Raw genomic sequence first — 17,339 nt, 5'->3', positions numbered from 1 at the left:
CTGGCATGCTAGTGACCGTGAGTGATTTTCCTGGAGTCCTGCGGGTCGGTGACCTTGAAGTCGCCGTCTCGGTCAGTGAGCGCCGCAAGAGCGTGCGGCTCACGGTGGAACGGGACGCCTCCATCACCGCGGTCGTCCCCTCGCAGGTTTCCCGTACCGAGTTGACCAAGGTGGTCGAGGCCAAACGCTCGTGGCTCTACGGCAAGGTCGCCGAGAAGCGGGACCTCGGCGAGGCGCCGCCGGACAGGGAGTTCGTCTCCGGTGAGGGGTTCCTGTATCTCGGACGCTCGTACCGGCTGCGCGTCGTCGACTCCGGTGACGTGCGCCTGATTCGCGGCCGGCTGGAGCTGGCCCGGGGTGGTGGCGCGAAGGAGCTGGTCGGTTGGTATCGCCGCGTCGGTCACCCATGGCTGACCAGGAGGGTTCAGCCGTGGGTGACGCGGATCGGAGTCGAGCCGAGCGGGCTGCGCGTGCGCCCGCTCGGCTATCGATGGGGTTCGTGCTCCCGTGACGGCCAGGTCAACATCCACTGGGCGACGATGCAGCTCCCGCCGACGTTGATCGACTACGTGCTCGTGCATGAGCTGGCGCATCTCCATCGGGCCGATCACGGCGCCGAGTTCTGGCGGATCGTGGAGCATGCGCTTCCCGGTCATGAGGACTACCGCGAGCGGCTCCGCCGTACGGGACATGATCTTTGGCTGCCGGAAGAGGGACGATAGATGCACGACGACGTCACGGTGAACGCGGCGGACATCGCCCGGCTTGCCGACGTCGGCCGGGCCGCGGTCAGCAACTGGCGCAAGCGGTTCGACGATTTTCCCCAGCCTGTCGGCGGAACCGCGACCAGCCCGGCCTTCTCCCTGGTCGAGGTCGAAGGCTGGCTTCGCCGGCACAACCGCTATGTGGAAGTGGCGCCGATCGAGCGGCTCTGGCAGAGGCTCCGATCGGCCACCGATGACCTGCGGCTCGGCGACGCCGTGGGATTCGCCGGGACCGTGCTCCTCCACCTCGGGCAGAAGCCCGGCCTTGATGAGAAGGCCCTGTTCGAGCGCTTGCGGAAGACGGCTCCTGACGGCTTGGACGTCGACGCGGGGCTCGTCGGGGCGATCGTCGAGGTGGGCCGGTCCGAGGGTCCGGTCAAGGCGTTCGACGGCATCTGTGATCGCTATGTGGACCTGCACTCCCGCCGGCTGCTCGCCACCCCCCGAGACGTGGCCAGGCTCATGGCGCGCATCGGCGACACATCCGGACGTACGGTGCTCGACCCGTCATGCGGAATAGGAACGCTGCTCCTCGAATCCTCCGGATCGCTCACACTCGGCCAAGATGTGAGCGAGAGCGCGGCCCGCCTGGCCGCCCTCCGCCTGCGGTTCCACGGCTACGAATCGCGTGTTGAGACGGGTGACTCTCTGCGCGCGGACGCCTTCGCCGGGGAGCAGGCCGAGGTGGTGGTCTGCAATCCGCCCTTCAGCGAGCGCGGCTGGGGCTACGAGGAGCTGACCAGCGATCCCCGCTGGGAGTACGGTCTGCCGCCCCGTGGCGAGTCGGAGCTCGCCTGGGTGCAGCACTGCCTGGCACACGTGCGGCCCGGCGGCCTGGTGGTCATCATGATGCCGGGCGTCGCCGCGAGCCGCCGGCCAGGCCGCCGGGTCCGGGGCAATCTGCTGCGGGCCGGGGCGCTCCGGGCGATCATCACGCTCTCGGCGGGCGCCGCCCCCGCTTCCAGCGGAGCTCCTGACCTGTGGGTCCTGCGCCGACCTGAAGCCGTTGTCGCACCACCGTCCGAGGTTCTGATGGTGGACGCCGGAGAGGACCTCGCGCTCGCCGAAACCGCCTGGCAGGCGTTCTGCTCGTCCAAGGACCTTCCCCAAGGCAGCAACGCCGTGAGGATCATCGACCTCCTGGACGAAGAGGTCGATCTGACGACCAGCCGTCGGATTTCGATCCTCAGGCAACCGGACGCGTCGAGCTTCTCCGCCCTGCGAGAGAAGGCGGCGATATTGGCCAAGTCACTGGCCGCCACCCTGCCTCGCCTTTCGGCCGCCCAAAGGCACGAACGAGCGATGTCCAGCATCGGAGAACTCGCCCGTGCCGGGGTCGTGACCATCCTTCAAGGCCCGCTCAAGCTCCCCAGCGAAGGCGAACTTCCCGTTCTCACCGCGAAGGACCTCCTGCTGGGGCGGGCGCCCACGGGCCGCAGCGCGGACGCGCCCGGCCTGGCGCGGGTGGAACGCGACGACGTCGTCTCCCCGGTCGTCACGGACAGCGGCTGGTTCCCCCGGGTCATGACGGAATCGGGGGCAGTCCTCGGCCCTCAACTCCTGCTCATCCGCGCCGACCCCGACCGGCTGGACCCTCACTTCCTGGCCGGTTGCCTGCGCGCCGCCAGCGGCTCAAGAGCCCGGCCCGGTACATCGGTGCGGCTCGATCCTCGCCGCGCGCAGTTGCCCAGGCTGGCCATCGACGAGCAACGCCGCTACGGAGACGCCTTCCGCCAGCTGCTGGCCTACGAGGACGCCACCCGTGCGCTTCACGAGATCGGCGATAATCTTGTGGCGGCCGGTATCGACGGCCTCTTCAACGGAAGCCTGCATCCCGAGTGATCCCCCCTTCTGGAGGCATGGGTGACTCTCGTCCTCGATCGCTACCGGCTCGACCCCGTCCATCTGGGCAGAGGCGGCATGGGCGTGGTGTGGGGCGCCCAGGACGAGAAGCTCGGGCGGCGGGTGGCGATCAAGTTCATCCGGTTCCCCGACGGGATGCCCGATCCAGAGCTTGAGGCCCGGTTCACCCACGAGGCGAAGATCATGTCGAGGCTCGCCCACCCCGGCGCGCCCGTGCTGCATGATTTCGGCAGCTATCAGGACCCGGCGCTGGGAAGCCGCCTGCTCATGGTGATGCAGTTCGTCGAGGGCACGGGGGTCGACGACGTCGTAGCCGAACACGGGCCTCTCCCGCTGGGATGGGTCGCGTCCATCGGTGCCCAGGTGGCGGCCGTGCTGACGGCGGCGCACGACCTCGGCATCCTGCACCGCGACCTGAAGCCGTCCAACCTCATGCTGCGCCGGGATGGTTCCATCCAGGTGGTGGACTTCGGGCTGGCCCTGATGAACGATCCCGAGCTGACCAAGCTGACCAGGACCGGCCAGCAGCTCGGCACCGCCGCCTACATGTCCCCCGAGCAGGTCAGCGCCGGCCAGCCCACGGAGAGGAGCGACGTCTACTCGCTGGGCGCCGTGCTGCACGAACTCCTCACCGGGCGGCATCTGTTCACCGGGCCGTCCGAATACAGCGTGATGGACCAGCATGTCAACACACCTCCCGCAGCGGTCGGGCAGCTCCGGCCTGACGTGCCGAGGGCGCTGGACGAGCTGATCCTGGCGATGCTGGAGAAGCAGCCGGAAGACCGCCCGGCGACGGCGACCGAGGTGCACGATCGGCTCATGCCGTATCTGGCGGGGACGGGCCCGCTCGGCGACATGACCGCCCCCGGTTCCAGCCCCACCAGAATGTACGCGCACGCGATCAGCCGTACGCTCACCGACGGAGTCCGGTCGGCGGTCCCCGCCGAGGGGAACGCCTCCGCGGATGACGACTTCAGCCGCGGTGACATCGGGCTCGCCCGCAGGCGGGCCATGTCTCTCGTCAGGGAGTCGCGGTACGGCGACGCGGCGGACGTGCTCGCCGAGGTCGCCGCGCCGGCGAGCCACAACCTGGGTGTGGCGGACCCGGATGTGATCGGCCTGCGCTGGCAGCTCGCGAACGTGCTGTTCGACGGCCGGGACTATCTGCAGGCCGCGCGCGAGTTCCAGCAGATCGCGGAAGACCTGCTCCTGCAGGCGGAGCCTGACCACGAGCAGATATCCCAGTGCAGGCTGCAGGAAGCGACCTGTCACGTCCACGCGGGCGATCCCGATCTCGCGCTCCACATCATGCGCGAACTGCTGGCAGGAGAGATGCGCCGCTTCCCCGAGGACGACGCGCGGCTCTTGGAGTTGCGTCGCCAGATAGGCGAGCTGGAAGTCGGCGTCGGCGATGTGGACAAGGCTCGCGTCACACTCACGGACTTACGGAATGACCTCACCAGGCTCTACGGCCCAGACCACGGCGCGACGATCCGCGTGTCCGAGTTGCTGGCAGGTCTTTCCTGACGGCGTTCGACCAACTCTGGCGGGCGCTCAGTAGTAGCCCTTCCCGCCGTCGACGAGTTCCCTGATGACGTCCAGGTGGCCGGCGTGCCTGCCGGTCTCCTCGACCATGTGGATGAGCATCCAGCGCAGGCTCGCCGCGGCCGAGCGGTAGTCGGGGTGCTTGCCCACGTCGTCCAGTGAGTGGGCGGCGACGATTTCGTTCGAGATCTGGCACTGGCGCTCGTACTCGTCGAGGAGCTGCGCCAGCGGGACGCCCTCGAGCCGCATGTCGGCGTCCTCCACGCTCTCGTCGAACTGCGGGTTGCCGTCGGCGGGGCGCCCCAGGAAGAGCACCTCGAACCAGCAGTGCTCGGTCCATCGCAGGTGCGACACCAGGCCCGCCATGGTCATGAGCGGCGAGGTGGGCAGCACCGGCCGGTAGGCGTCCTCCTCCGACAGCCCTTCGCACTTCCATGGGACGATCGCGCGCTGCATGTCGAGCCAGCCGACGAGTTGGGTGCGTTCGTCGGCGACGAAGGGCGGGCGTACACGAGGAATGCTCATGGGGGCGGATGTTAGTGCGGCGATTCCGGCATCGCACGACATTTTCGCCCCTGGCGGCATCTCTGCGATGTCCACATTGTCCATTCGGGGACCTCGTCGAGCGGAACGTGCCAGCGCGTGCGGCGCCGACGGGTGATGTGTCTTCCGCTCGTCCGCCCATCCGGGCCACGAGTTGCCCGGACGTGAGCCCGCGGACGAAGACGAAGCTATGGGCCTCCGCGAGGCCGGTCTCGGCGAACCAGGCGTGGTCGCCAGGAGGCGTGGTCATGGCAGAGCCCACCGACACACATCCGGCCGGGAGACACCCGGATACCGGTCACTCCGCTCGATCCACCGAGGGACGAGGCGACGGCTCACCGTCACCCGAGAAACTCCCGCGCACCGCGCAGCCTGGTCCGCAGCCGCCGCTGCGTCATGGCGCACTCCAAGCGCACATCTACGGGGCCGGGCAAGCCCGTGTCCGCCCGCCGCCCGCTCGGCAAGTGTCCGCCATCGAGTCCGTCGCGTTGGGCGATGAGCAGCCCTAGCTCGTAGCGGCTCACGGCATCGGCTCCGGCGACGTGGTGGACACCGCGATGCTCGGATACGGCGAGTTCCAGGAGAGCAGCGGCGAGGTCGGCAACGTGGACCGGGCACCGCACATCGTCCGTGAACAGCACTCCACTGGACCTACGGGTGACCAGCGCGTGCACCCGAGCTTCGTGCGAGGACTCCCCGTCGCCGATGATGAGCGACGTCCGGACGATGACGGCGGTGGGCGAGATCGCGCTCACCGCCGTCTCGGCGGCTGCCTTCGCCGCCCCGTACGGCGTGATCGGATCCGGAACGCAGGTCTCGTCATAGCGAACGGCGGCGCCGGAGAAGACCGCGTCGCTCGACACCTGGACCAGGCGCGCTGCCACCAGCGAGGCCGCGAGGGCCACGTTCGCCGCGCCGACCGCGGTGGTCGTCCAATCAGTATGACGGTAGGCCGCGTTGATGATCAGCTCCGGGCGTAATGAGCTGATCAGCGCGTGTACCTCGTCTTGGCGACGCACATCGAGTGGCGACCAGGTGACACCTGCGATCTCGCCCGGACGCGTCAGACAGGTCGCGGCGACCTCGTACCCTGCCGCCAGGCATCGCCGAGCGAGCTTTCTGCCGAGGAAGCCGCTGCCTCCGACGATGAGGGCTTTCATAGCCGGTCACCATAGTCGGCCCATCGCCATGGGACGGTGCCCCCGGTCGCGGTCCGGATGGTTCCTTGGGAGCAACGGTCCTTCGGCAGCCTTCAGCTGAGCTGTTCGGCCAGTCCGACGATGATGCCCTCGGGGCCGCGGAGCCTCGGCGCCTCTCTCGTGGCATATGCGGTGACCTGCTAATACAGTCGCTGATTGTGCTTTATGGCAGATCAGTGGAGACCACCGCCATCGATGACGTGATCGCCCGGGCGCGCGGGGGCGCCGGGGCCGCGCTGGTGCTGCGCGGAGAGGCGGGCGTCGGCAAGACGGCGCTGCTCGACCTGGCGGCTGCGCGCGGCGGCGGCATGCGGGTGCTCAGGGCCACCGGCGTCGAACCCGAGTCGGACCTGGCCTTCGCCGCCCTGCACCAGGTGCTGCGGCCGGTGACCGGGCTGCTCGACGCGCTCCCGGAGCCGCAGCGCGAGGCGGTACGGGGGGCACTCGGGCTGGGCGGGGGTGCCTACGGGGATCGGTTCCTGCTGGCGGCCGGAACGCTGTCGCTGCTGGCGGAGGCGGCGGTGCCGGACGGGCTGATCTGTGTGGTGGACGATTTCCAGTGGGTGGATCGGGCGTCGGCAGACGCGCTGCTGTTCGCGGCCAGGCGACTGGGGACGGAGCGGATCGCGATGCTGCTGGCGGTGCGGTCCGCGGGCGAGCCCGGGAGGGATGGGCCCGCGGTTCATGAGGGTGTGCCGCTGAAGGGGGTACCGGTAGTGGACGTGGCGGGGCTGGCGGAGCCCGCGGCCGCCGAACTGCTGAACGCGAGGGTCGCCGCGGCGATCGCGCGGACCGTCGGTGCTCGGGACGGAATCGCGGGATCAATGGGCGGCGGGATCGCGGGGTCAATGGGCGGCGGGATCGCGGCGTCCGTCAGGCGGGAGCTCGTCGCGCAGACCCGGGGCAATCCACTGGCCCTGCGGGAGACGATCACACTGCTCAATCCCGAACAGCTCGCCGGGCGAGAGCCGCTGCCCGACCCACTGCCCGGCGGCTCCCAGCTCTTCGGCGAGCAGGTGGCGGCGCTCTCCGCACCGGCGCGGACGGTGGCGCTGGTGGCGGCCGTCGAGAGTGACCTCGACCTCATCCTCCGCGCCGCCGCCCGGTTGGCGGCCCAGGCGTATGCCCTATCCTCCCCTCCTCTTGCGGCGGCGGAGGTGGGACGGGCCGGGCTGCGGGAGATGGAGTCGGCCGGGCTGGCGACCGTGTCAGGAACAACCGTACGTTTCCGCCACCCCCTCATCCGCTCCGCCGCCCACGAGGCGGCCGACCCCGCCGCCCGGCGGGCCGCCCACGCGGCGCTGGCCGAACTGATCGAGGGCGACCGCCGCGCGTGGCACCTCGCCGAGGCCGCCCTGGGCCAGGATGAGCACGTCGCCGCCGCCCTCGAGCGGACCGCCGCGCGGGCCCGCGATCGCGGCGGCTACGGCGACGCCGCCACCGCCCTCATCAGATCCGCCGCCCTCACCCCCGCCCCCCTGGCCAGGGCCGCGCGGCTGAAGGACGCCGCGGTGGCCGCCTGGCTCGGCGGCCGTCCCGGGCAGGCGGAGTCCCTGCTGGCCGAGGCCCGCGAGCTGGCCGGATCGGACGCCGGGCTGACGATGGAGATCGCCCAGTTGCGCGGCCGGTTCGAGCTGAACTCCGGGAACGCCGCCGAGGCCGTACGGATCCTGGCGGCGGGCGAAAGCCTGGACATGCTGGCCGACGCCTCGGAGGCAGCCTCGTACGTGGGCGACACCGAGGCCATCATCGCCATCGGGCGGCGGGCGGCGGCCCACCCGGAAGGCTTCCTGCGTGACGTGCTCGCCGGCATCGGCGCGACGCTCGCCGACGGCAGCGGCGACGGCCTGCTCAGACGAGCTCTCGGACGTACGGAGGAACTGACCGAGGCGGCCGAGTTCCTGTGGGCGTGCGCGGCGGCCAGCTACCTGGGCGAGGCCGACCTGTCGGCCGAGTTCGTCGAGCGGGCCGGCCGAGTGGCCCGGGTGTCGGGGAAGGCGGGCCAGCTTCCGGTGGTGCTGGAGTTCGTCGCCACCGCCGAGCGGCTCGCCGGCCGGCTGGCGCAAAGCCAGGCGGTCTCGGAGGAGGGCCTGGAGCTGGCCCGCGAGGCCGGGTACGCCAACACCGTGGCGGCGCACCTCGCCAACCTGGCCGTCGTGGCGGCGCTGCGGGGCAAGGAGGAGACCTGCCGGCGGCACGCCCAGGAGGCGCTGGCGATCGCCGTACCGCATCGGGTGGGCCTGCGGGTGGGGACGGCGGCATACGGGCTGGCCATGCTCGACCTGACCTTGGGCCGGTTCGCCGCGGCGCACGACCGCTTCACCGCCCTCGTGGCCGCCGGGCCGGGAGCCGGGCATCCGACCGTGGTGTGGCGGACGACCCCGGATCGCATCGAGGCGGCGGTCGGCGCCGGTGATCTGGGCGGGGCGAGGCAGGCGCTTGAGGCGTACGAGGGGTGGTCGGCGAACGCGGCCACCGCGGAGTCGCGGGCCCTGCTCGCCCGCTGCCGCGGCCTGGTCCTGGGCGCCCTGGATGACAGGGAGGGGCCGGCCGCGCACCTGGAGCCGTTCTTCGAGGCGATGCGGCTGCACGACAACCCGTTCGAAGCGGCGAGAACCGGGCTGCTGCTGGGCGAGCGCCTGCGCCGCGCGCATCGCCCCGCCGAGGCGCGGGCACATCTGCGGGCGGCGCTGGAGACGTTCCAGTCGGCGGGGGCGGAGCCGTGGGCGCGGCGCGCGCATGGCGAGTTGCGCGCGGCGGGCGAGAGCACGCGGGCACCGCGAGGGTCGGTGCTCGACACGCTGACCCCGCAGGAGCTGCGGATCGCCGACCTGGTCGCCGACGGCCTGTCCAGCAAGGAGATCGCCGCCCGGCTGTTCCTCAGCCCACGGACGGTTGAGTATCACCTCTACAAGATCTATCCGAAGGTAGGCGTCGGCACCCGTACTGAACTGGCGTCCCTAGTAGTTCTACAGAAGGCGCCAGTAGCCGGACAGGACATGCTCTGAGCATGCCTGAGAACAACATCTGGAGCGAAGAGTTCGGCGCCACGACGGACGCGCCGATCCTGCTGATCATGGGTTCGATGTCGCAGGGCGTCCTGTGGCCGGACGAGTTCGTCGGCAGGCTGACGGCCGGTGGCCGGCGCGTGATCCGATACGACCACCGCGACACCGGCCGCTCGGACACCATCGACTTCGACAAGGAGCCTTATACGTGGGACGACATCAAGAACGACGTAATGCGGGTGATGGACGCGCATGGCCTGGACAGCGCGCATCTGGTCGGCCACTCGGCGGGCGGGCTGCTCGGCCAGCTGATCGCGGTGGAGCGGCCGGAGCGGGTGCGCACGCTCACCGTCATCGGCTCTTCGCCGCTCGGCGGCGGTGAGGGCGCGGTGATCATGCGGGCGTTGATGGGCGAGCCGCAGCCCGAAGGCAGCTTGCCGCCGCCGGCGCCCGAGTTCGTCACGTTCTTCCGGGCGCTGATCACGAACCCGCCGCCGGCCGACCGGCGCGAGCAGATCGACCTCATGATCGCCGAGCAGCGCGTCCTGCACGGGACGGGGTTGCCCTTCGACGAGGATGCCGCCCGCCTGCTGCAAGAACGCGTCTACGACCGGGCCCGCGACCTGTTCGCCGTGGCCAATCACCGCCGGGCCGCGGCGGCGAACCCGGACTTCGAGCCGGTGGGCGTCCTGGACCAGATCAAGGTGCCGGCCCTGGTCATCGAGGGCACCTGCGAGCCTGTCAAACCCGGTCACAGCGCGCTCATCGCGGAGCGGATCCCAGGGGCGCGGCTGATGATGGTGGAGGGGATGGGGCACACGCTGCCGGTGGAGGTGCACGAGGAACTGGCGACGGCGATCCTCGCGCATACGGCGGCATGATCGCCCTGTGCGGACTGACCGCACGGCCGCCGGTACGGGCGTCACCGGTCAGGAAAGGCGTCCTCGGCGCCGAGGACGCCCAGCGTTTGAACCGCTCATAGCCTCCCCGTTGATCTCCAGGCAGTCGAAGATCGCGTTGGCCGCCTTCAGCTGAGCTGTTCGGCCAGTCCGACGATGATGCCCTCGGGGCCGCGGACGTAGCAGAGCCGATAGCTGTCCTCGTACTGCGCCAGTTCGCCGACGAGTTCGGCGCCGTGGGCGCGCAGGCGGGCGACGACGTCCTCGACGTCGTCGACGGCGAACATGATGCGACGAATGCCCAGCGTGTTCGCCGGTGCGTCCTTAGGCTCGGCGCTGATCGCCTTCGGCGTGTGGAACATCGCCAGCTCGATGCGGCCGTGGCCGTCCGGGGTCCGCAGCATCGCGATGTCCTGTCGGACGTCGTCGATCCCGATGACACGCTCCACCCAGCGTCCCTCGATCGGCGACTTGCCCTCCAGTTCCATGCCGAGTTCGACGAAGAACGAGATAACCGCGTCGAGGTCCTCGACGACGATGAGGACGTTGTCCATCCGCTGGATCGTCATGCTGGGTCTCCTTGGTGTGCTGCGGCCACGGTGGCCGCGTCCGCCCAGGAGACGGAGCCGCCAGGCCGTTCTCGACATCGTCTTGACGTGGCGGTGCCGTCACGCGCCAGCCGTACCGCGGCGGCGGCTCAATCACCGACGAAGCAGAACTCGTTGCCTTCCGGGTCGGCCATGACCTGGAAGGAACCTTGATCGTCGGTGACGGTCTCGCCGATCCGCGTGGCGCCCAGTCGCAGCGCGTGGGTGGTGGCCGGCTCGATCGCGTCGACCTCGATGTCCAGGTGCAGCCGGTTCTTCACCGCTTTGTCCTCTGCGACCGGCTGGAACGCCAGCCGTACGCCCCCCGGTGGTTCGACATGGGACCAGCCACGGGCGCGATCCACCGGGTCACCGCCGAGAAGGGCGGCCCAGAAGCGCACCAGGCTCCGCGGATCCCGGCAATCCACCACGATCTGGTTCAGGCGCGCGTCCATGATGGCCAGAGTAGCGATCGCTGGAGGTGGCCGACGCCCTGGTGCCCGACCACCAGGTGATCATGGCCGACCTGCCGGGCCAGCCTGGCCTGGCCTGCCCTGCTGCCCGCGCTCCTCGGCTGTCATGGGGAGTACTGAAAGGTGTGGGGCTTGAGCGGGTGTTCCCAGCATCGCGTTCGGGAAATTGTCTCTTCATCACTAAATGTCCGATTCCCTTTGCCGCTGCTCTGGGCAGGAACAAGGGCGGGGCAACGGAGGGAGTGGTGGGATGCGGATCGTTGTGGACCTCACCCGCTGCCAAGGCTATGCGCAGTGCGTGTTCCTCGCGCCCAGGGTGTTCCACCTGCACGGGGAGGAGGCGCTGCTGTACGACCCGGCCGTCCCCGACGACCAGTGCGAGCGCGTGCGCCAGGCCGCGGCGGCGTGCCCGGTCCAGGCCATCCTCCTCGGCGAGGAGGTGAGCGCCGGTGGCCGGTGACCTGCGGGAGGGCCGCATCGTCATCGTCGGCGCGTCGCTGGCCGGGCTGCGAGCCGCTGAGACGCTGCGCGAACAGGGCTTCACCGGCTCGCTGACCGTGGTGGGAGACGAGCTCCATCCGCCCTACGACAGGCCGCCGCTGTCCAAACAGGTGCTGCTCGGTCAGGCGGCGGCGAATGCCACCGGGCTGCCGGTGCGCCGGGACCCGGACGCCGAATGGCGGCTCGGGGTGCCTGCCACCGGTCTGGATCCCCTCGGAAAACGGGTGCTGCTGGCCGGCGGCGAGTCGCTGCCCTTCGACCGGTTGCTGATCGCGACCGGGACCCGGGCGCGGCCCTGGCCCAACCCGGCGGAAGCCGCCCTGGACGGCGTGTTCACCCTGCGCACCTGCGATGACGCCGGACGGCTGGCCGAGCGGCTGGCCGCCGGGCCGCAGCGGGTTCTGGTGATCGGCGGCGGCTTCACCGGCTCGGAGATCGCCTCGGCCTGCCGGGAGCGGGGACTGGAGGTCACGGTCACCGAACGCGGCCCCGCACCCCTGGTGGGGGCGCTCGGCGGCACGCTGTCGAAGCTCGCCGCCAGAGCGCAGCATGCCCACGGCGTGGACCTGCGCTGCGGGACCACGGTCGCCGCCCTGCGCGGGGACGGGAACGGCCGGTTCATCGGTGCGGACCTGTCCGACGGCAGCCACGTCGACGCGGACGTGTGCGTCGTCGCGGTGGGGGCGGTCCGCAACGTCGAATGGCTGGCAGGCTCCGGGCTGGCAGCGGGCCCGCGCGGGATCGCCTGCGACGGCGGGTGCCGGGCCTTCGACATGTACGGGATCGTCACCGACGACGTCTTCGTCGCCGGTGATGTCTCCCGCTTCCCCCACCCGCTGTTCGAGTACCAGTTGCTCTCCTTGGAACACTGGAGCAACGCGGTCGCACAGGCCGAGGTGGCGGCCCACAACATGGTCAACCCGGGGCCGCTGCGGCGTCCCCACCTCGCCCTCCCGGCGTTCTGGTCGAACCAGTTCGGGCTCAACATCAAGTCGGTGGGCGTCCCCACCTTCTCCGACCAGATCGTCCTTGCGCAGGGCTCGCTGGAGGAGCGCCGTCTGGTCGTGGTGTACGGCTACCGGGGCCGGGTCACCGCCGCGGTCACCGTCAACATGGCCAAGTCGCTCGAGTACTACCAGAACCTGATCGAGACCGCTGCCCCGTTCCCACCCGCGCCCGGCGCGGCGGACCGGCCGCTCGCCGCCGACCTCACACTTCCCTCCGATGTGCCGGATCCGAAGAGGCTTTCCCACGGCCCCACCGTCGCGCTCACCGGTCACCTGCCGGACCGCCGGCTGACCGTGGTGCGGCCTGGCTGACCCTTCCGCCCGTCCACGAGGAGCCGAGACCATGACCGCCGACACCCTGCTCGAACGGATCACCGACTACGCCAACCGCCCCGACCCCTACCCTCTCTACTCGGAACTCCGCGAAGCCGGTCCCGTGGTGCGCCAGGCGGACGGCAGCTACCTGATCGGCACCTACCACGAGATCAACGCCCTGCTCCGTGACCCGCGGATCAGTGCCGATCCCCGCAACCGCCTGGCCCCGGCCCCCGGTCTGTCCGAGGAGGCGTCGCAGCTCCCCTTCCTGCGACTCGACGACCCCACGCACCACCGGCTGCGCACTCTGGCCATGCGGCCGTTCGGCCCACCACACAGCCCCGGCCGGATCGACGCCATGCGCGGCCAGATCACCGAACTCACCAAGGAGCTGATCGACGGGCTCCGGGACCGCGCCCAGGTCGACCTCGTCGACGACTTCGCCTACCCCCTGCCCGTCACGGTCATCTGCCGGCTGCTCGGCGTCCCGCGAGAGGACGAGCCGCTGTTTCGGCAATGGTCCGACACGATCGTCGCCTCCGCCGACGTCAAGCCCGGAGACGACGCCACCGAGCGAGACCCGGCGGGCGAACAGGCCCGGATCGAGATGGGCCGCTACCTGGTGGACCTCGCCGAGCAGCGCCGCGGTCATCCCAGTGACGACATGCTCTCCGCCTTCATCAACGAACCGGACCCGGCCATGCGGCTCACCAACGAGGAACTCGCGGAAACCGCCGTCCTGCTGCTCATCGCCGGGCACGAGACCACGGTCAACCTGATCACCAACGGAGTTCTCACCCTGCTGCGCCACCCCGACCAGCTCGACCGGCTGCGCCGCGACCCCGGCCTGCTGCCCAGCGCCGTGGAGGAACTGCTGCGTTACGAACCCCCGGTCCACATGCGCGAGCGCGTCCCCCTCGCCGACATCGACGTCGCAGGCTCCACCGTCCCCAAGGGCACGTCCCTGATACTCGTGCTCGCCTCAGGCAACCGCGACCCCGAACGGTTCCACGAGCCGGACCGGTTCGACCCCGCTCGCCCGGACAACCAGCACCTCGGCTTCGGCGGCGGCATCCACTTCTGCTACGGCGCGCCGCTCGCCCGAATCGAGGCCCACATCGCACTCGGCGCGCTGATCCCCCATCTCGGCACCACGACCCTGGCCCAGGACCCGCCGCCCTACCGGCACAACGCCATGCTGCGCGGCCCCCGCCACCTCCCCGTCCAGGTGCACCAGCCCGTCTGACATCCGCGCGCGGCGAGGTCGCCGAACTGATCAGACGCCGATCCCACCTGGGCCTGAGGCGGCTCGGCCGTCTCAGGCGATGGCCGAAGGCGAAGGTCAGCGGAACCCGCTCCTTGTTGGTGCCGTTCGACCAGGTGACGGTGTCGGTGCAGCGCACGCCGTGCCCGGGCACGAGCTTGGCCTTCAGCCTGGGATGGCAACCGGCCTCGCCGGCGATCGTTATCCGTTCGCCGCGAGGTTCTCCTCCAGGTGATCGAGAGACCCGGTGCCCGGAATCGCCAGCACCGACGGCGACGTCGCCAGCAGCGCGGTGATCGCGACCTGCGCCGCGGTCGCGCCCAGGCGGGCTGCGACCTTCCCGAGCCGTACGGCGTCGAGTAGGTCGCCGCCACCGCCGAGCGGGAAGTACGGCACGTACGCGATACCTGCTTCCTCGCATTCCGCGAGCAGCCCCATGCCAGCGGTGCGCCGATTCTGCACCGCGGCGACGGGCGCGATCGCCCGAGCCTCGGCGAACTGGGCGGCGTCGACGTTACTGACGCCCAGGTGCCGGATCAGCCCCTCCGCCCGGAGCTCGGCAAGCACCGCGAACCGTTCGGCGATCGACTCGCCACCCGGCCCGGTCATCCCGCCCACCCGCAGATACACCAGGTCGAGCCGGTCCAGCCCGAGGGAGCGCAGATCCGCCTCGACCAGGCCGCGCAATTGATCGGGCGTCGCCTGTCCGCTCGGCATACCGTTCGGCCCGCGCAGCGGCCCGACCTTCGTCGCGATCACCAGGTCGTCACGGTAGGGGGTCAATGCCGTACGGATCAGCTCGTTGGCCCAAACCGCTCCCCTGCCGTAGAAGCCGGCCGTGTCGATGTGGTTCACGCCCAGCTCCACGGCGCGCCGGAGCACCGCGATGCCGCTTTCCGGGGCTCGCGGCGGACCGTCGAAGGTGCCCATCGCCAGGCGCATCGCGCCGAAGCCGAGCCGGTTGACGGTCAGGTCTCCGCCGAGGGAGAAGGTCTTGTTCGTCATGGGCTCATGGTGACCCGCCGCCACGATGCCCCGCGAGCTCGTGGCAGCTTGCTGCCAGACTGGCGGAGTGCGGAATGAACAGGTGTTCTCAGTCCAAGGGGACGGGGAGTTGATCGCGCGTGCCGGCCATCTCTTCGAGTCCGTGCACACCGAGTTCCTGTGCGCCGCCCGGGACCTCAGGACCTGGTCGCAGCCGGAGACCAGGGCAGCGATCCTGCACCGGGTGCGTGCCACGGATTCGCCGGGCTTCACCCCTCGCAAGCTGCTCAGCCCGGTAGCGCTCGCCGAGGAGGAGACCCGCGCGCACCTGCGGCTGGTGCGGAGCAAGGGGGCTCTCGTCCGGATCAGCGGCTCGCCGCTGCCGCACGAGACCATCATCATCGACCGGCGGGTGATGATCCTCGCCGGCCGGCAGACCCTGGCCGGGCGTGAATACACCGTGACGACGGCGCAGACCCTGGTCGACGGCGTCCACTCGCTGTTCTCAGCGATCTGGGATAACTCCGTTGATCTCGACACCTATCTGCGCGGCGATGTCCCCCACCTCGATGCCGACGGCCGCATGATCCTCGAAGCCCTCGGTTCGGGGCTCACCGACGAATCGGCGGCCAAACGGCTCGGCGTCTCGCTCCGCACCTACCGGCGGCGCGTGGCCGAGCTGATGACCAGGCTGGAGGCCGGCTCCCGCTTCCAGGCCGGGCTGCGTGCGGGCGAGCTGGGGCTACCGCGAACCGTTGTCTCCCCTGCCTGGAGTGCGGCCGAAGATCGGCAGGCAGCGGCCGGGCCGGCGCGCGCCGTCGAGTTCTGACGACGCGCTTACCGGGTCCGCACCGCTGCCGTTCACCGCAGGCCGGCTGAGACGCCCGGTCAGGTGCCGTCGATCAGGCGGATGGCGAGATCCGGGCTGAACTGGCCGGCGGGCGTGCCCGGAGCGATGCCGCAGGGGCCGTCGGAGTCACCGGGGATCTTCACCCACAGCAGCATCTCGGTGCCGTTGTCACCGCCGAGCTGGGGGGCGACGCCGATCTTGCGGCCGGCGGGGTTGCACCACTCGCCGTTGGCGCCGTTGCCGTTGCGGCTGACGTCGATCACCCACTTGGCGCCGCCGCCGAGAGAGGCGTTGACCGAGGCGGCATAGGTGGCGGACTGGCCGGTCGGGTAGTAGTTGGAGACGTTCACCGCGAAGCCGCGGATGTTGCCGACGCCCGCGTCCCGCAGCCGCGCCGCCATCGTCCCGGCCGGGACCCAGCCGGCGTTACCGGCGTCGAGGTAGGCCCAGGTGTTGGGCGCCTGGTTGCGGAGCTGCTCGGTCGCGTACGTCAGCATGCGGTTGCGGGCCTGGATGGCGGCGGCGTCCATGCAGGCGAAGTCGCCCAGGGAGTCGGGCTCGATGATGACGGCCGCGGGGCGGTCGCCGATGCCGGCGGCGACGGCGGAGATCCACGTCCTGTACTCCGCCTCGCTGCCGGCGCCGCCGCCGGAGTGCCCGCCGCAGGCGTCGCGGCCCGGGATGTTGTACGCCACCAGGACCGGCAGCTTGTCGGCGGCGTCCGCCGCGGCCACGTACTGGGAGACGGCGGCGCGGACGTCGCCGCTCCAGCCGCCGATCCAGCGGGCCATCGGCTTGGACGCGATGGACGACTGGATGCGCCCCGCGCGGGAGTCACCGGCGTTGTTCCGCACCCAGCTGGCGGGGTTGGAGTTGGGGTCGGTGTAGAAGCCGTTGGTCATCTCGACCGGCCCGGACGCCGACTGCTCGGTCAGCGAGACGTTGTCCAGGAAGAAACTGAAGCCGGTGTTCCTGCCGAGCTGGAACGACACCTGCCCGGCCGGCGTGCCGAGGCTGGAGGTGAAGGGGAAGCTGAATCGCTTGCTCGTGGTGGACAGCGAGACCGCCGCGTTCAGGGTGTTGGTGTACGGGGCGTTCGCGAGCTGCACCGTGGTGACCGCGGTGACCGGAGCGGAGGCCGAGGCGTCGAACGAGAGCGTGTAGGACTTGCCCGCGACCAGGGGGATGTCGTTCTGGGCCACCATGGCGTCCCACGGGTTGGCCGTGCCGCCCGTCACGTTGACGCGCAGCCGCCCGGCGTCCACGGCCACGGCGGTGTTGGCCGAGTTCCACCAGGGTGCGGTGCCGTTCGTGAAGGTGCCGTTCGCCACCAGCTCCGGTGCCGCGACGGCGGGAGCCGCGCTCACCATCGATAACAGTGTCAGCGCCGAGGCGGTGATGGCCATCACACGGGTTAACGATCGCACGTAACGCGTCCCTTCTGGTCTTCCGAAACCATCTGGTGATCAATATCACAGACTTAGCCAGATTTCATGACAACTCAGGGAAAACAGGAGCGTCAAGCGCCTTGACCGGC

The 17,339-nt window shown here is 70.4% G+C and carries 15 protein-coding genes; 9 read left to right on the top strand and 6 right to left on the bottom strand.

The genetic code is table 11. The features are described from left to right. Positions 1-17: 17 nt before the first annotated feature. From AB0I38_RS16215 to AB0I38_RS16205, 3 genes are read left to right on the top strand one after another with little or no spacing between them, the layout of a single operon-like run. Positions 18-722, top strand: coding sequence for a M48 family metallopeptidase (locus tag AB0I38_RS16215; protein WP_358467617.1), 705 nt, complete (start codon positions 18-20; stop codon positions 720-722). After that, positions 723-2,606, top strand: coding sequence for an HsdM family class I SAM-dependent methyltransferase (locus AB0I38_RS16210; RefSeq protein ID WP_358467614.1), 1,884 nt, complete (start codon positions 723-725; stop codon positions 2,604-2,606). A 21-nt stretch (positions 2,607-2,627) separates the two neighbouring features. Beyond that, positions 2,628-4,154 (top strand): serine/threonine-protein kinase, encoded by a 1,527-nt coding sequence (locus AB0I38_RS16205; protein ID WP_358467612.1) that lies wholly within the window; start codon positions 2,628-2,630, stop codon positions 4,152-4,154. 27 nt (positions 4,155-4,181) lie between these two features. Here the strand turns inward: AB0I38_RS16205 and AB0I38_RS16200 are convergent, their stop codons facing one another. Together AB0I38_RS16200 and AB0I38_RS16195 are read right to left on the bottom strand one after the other, a co-directional pair. Then, entirely contained in the window at positions 4,182-4,697 is a 516-nt protein-coding gene (locus AB0I38_RS16200) for a DinB family protein (protein ID WP_358467609.1), read from the bottom strand. Positions 4,698-5,056: 359 nt separating this feature from the next. After that, the gene (locus AB0I38_RS16195) at positions 5,057-5,875 is read right to left on the bottom strand and encodes a sugar nucleotide-binding protein (protein WP_358467606.1); all 819 of its coding nucleotides are present in this window, start codon (positions 5,873-5,875) and stop codon (positions 5,057-5,059) included. A gap of 197 nt (positions 5,876-6,072) precedes the next feature. Between AB0I38_RS16195 and AB0I38_RS16190 the strand changes: the two genes are divergently transcribed. Then, on the top strand, positions 6,073-8,922 hold the full coding sequence (locus AB0I38_RS16190; protein WP_358467603.1) for a helix-turn-helix transcriptional regulator: 2,850 nt from the start codon (positions 6,073-6,075) through the stop codon (positions 8,920-8,922). Positions 8,923-8,924: 2 nt separating this feature from the next. Next, on the top strand, positions 8,925-9,803 hold the full coding sequence (locus AB0I38_RS16185) for an alpha/beta fold hydrolase (RefSeq protein ID WP_358467600.1): 879 nt from the start codon (positions 8,925-8,927) through the stop codon (positions 9,801-9,803). Positions 9,804-9,949: 146 nt separating this feature from the next. Here AB0I38_RS16185 and AB0I38_RS16180 read toward each other — a convergent pair whose 3' ends face one another. After that, entirely contained in the window at positions 9,950-10,375 is a 426-nt protein-coding gene (locus AB0I38_RS16180; RefSeq protein ID WP_436838750.1) for a VOC family protein, read from the bottom strand. A 143-nt stretch (positions 10,376-10,518) separates the two neighbouring features. Then, complete coding sequence (locus tag AB0I38_RS16175) at positions 10,519-10,863, bottom strand: VOC family protein (protein ID WP_358467595.1); 345 nt, start codon at positions 10,861-10,863, stop codon at positions 10,519-10,521. Positions 10,864-11,131: 268 nt separating this feature from the next. On the opposite strand from AB0I38_RS16175, the gene AB0I38_RS16170 reads away from it, so the two are divergent. Genes AB0I38_RS16170 through AB0I38_RS16160 form a run of 3 tightly spaced genes read left to right on the top strand, consistent with a single transcriptional unit; the run spans position 11,132 to position 13,950 of the window. Beyond that, on the top strand, positions 11,132-11,341 hold the full coding sequence (locus AB0I38_RS16170) for a ferredoxin (RefSeq protein WP_358467593.1): 210 nt from the start codon (positions 11,132-11,134) through the stop codon (positions 11,339-11,341). Next, positions 11,331-12,701: an NAD(P)/FAD-dependent oxidoreductase gene (locus AB0I38_RS16165; RefSeq protein ID WP_358467591.1), complete on the top strand. Its 1,371-nt coding sequence runs from the start codon at positions 11,331-11,333 to the stop codon at positions 12,699-12,701. Before AB0I38_RS16170 ends, AB0I38_RS16165 begins: the two co-directional genes overlap by 11 nt. Positions 12,702-12,732: 31 nt before the next feature. Then, positions 12,733-13,950, top strand: a complete 1,218-nt coding sequence (locus AB0I38_RS16160) for a cytochrome P450 (protein ID WP_358467589.1) — start codon at positions 12,733-12,735, stop codon at positions 13,948-13,950. Between the two features lie 219 nt (positions 13,951-14,169). Here the strand turns inward: AB0I38_RS16160 and AB0I38_RS16155 are convergent, their stop codons facing one another. Beyond that, a complete protein-coding gene (locus AB0I38_RS16155; protein WP_358467587.1) occupies positions 14,170-14,973 on the bottom strand; it encodes an aldo/keto reductase in 804 nt (267 codons plus the stop codon). A 109-nt stretch (positions 14,974-15,082) separates the two neighbouring features. On the opposite strand from AB0I38_RS16155, the gene AB0I38_RS16150 reads away from it, so the two are divergent. Next, entirely contained in the window at positions 15,083-15,781 is a 699-nt protein-coding gene (locus tag AB0I38_RS16150) for a helix-turn-helix transcriptional regulator (protein ID WP_358467585.1), read from the top strand. A gap of 59 nt (positions 15,782-15,840) precedes the next feature. Here AB0I38_RS16150 and AB0I38_RS16145 read toward each other — a convergent pair whose 3' ends face one another. Beyond that, a complete protein-coding gene (locus tag AB0I38_RS16145; RefSeq protein WP_358467583.1) occupies positions 15,841-17,172 on the bottom strand; it encodes a glycoside hydrolase family 6 protein in 1,332 nt (443 codons plus the stop codon). Between the last annotated feature and the right edge of the window lie 167 nt (positions 17,173-17,339).

Source organism: Nonomuraea cavernae (assembly GCF_040655715.1).
GTDB classification, from domain to species: Bacteria; Actinomycetota; Actinomycetes; order Streptosporangiales; family Streptosporangiaceae; genus Nonomuraea; species Nonomuraea cavernae_A.
The sequence above is the reverse complement of the archived record's forward strand: the minus strand, read 5'-3'. Positions and strand labels throughout refer to the sequence as shown.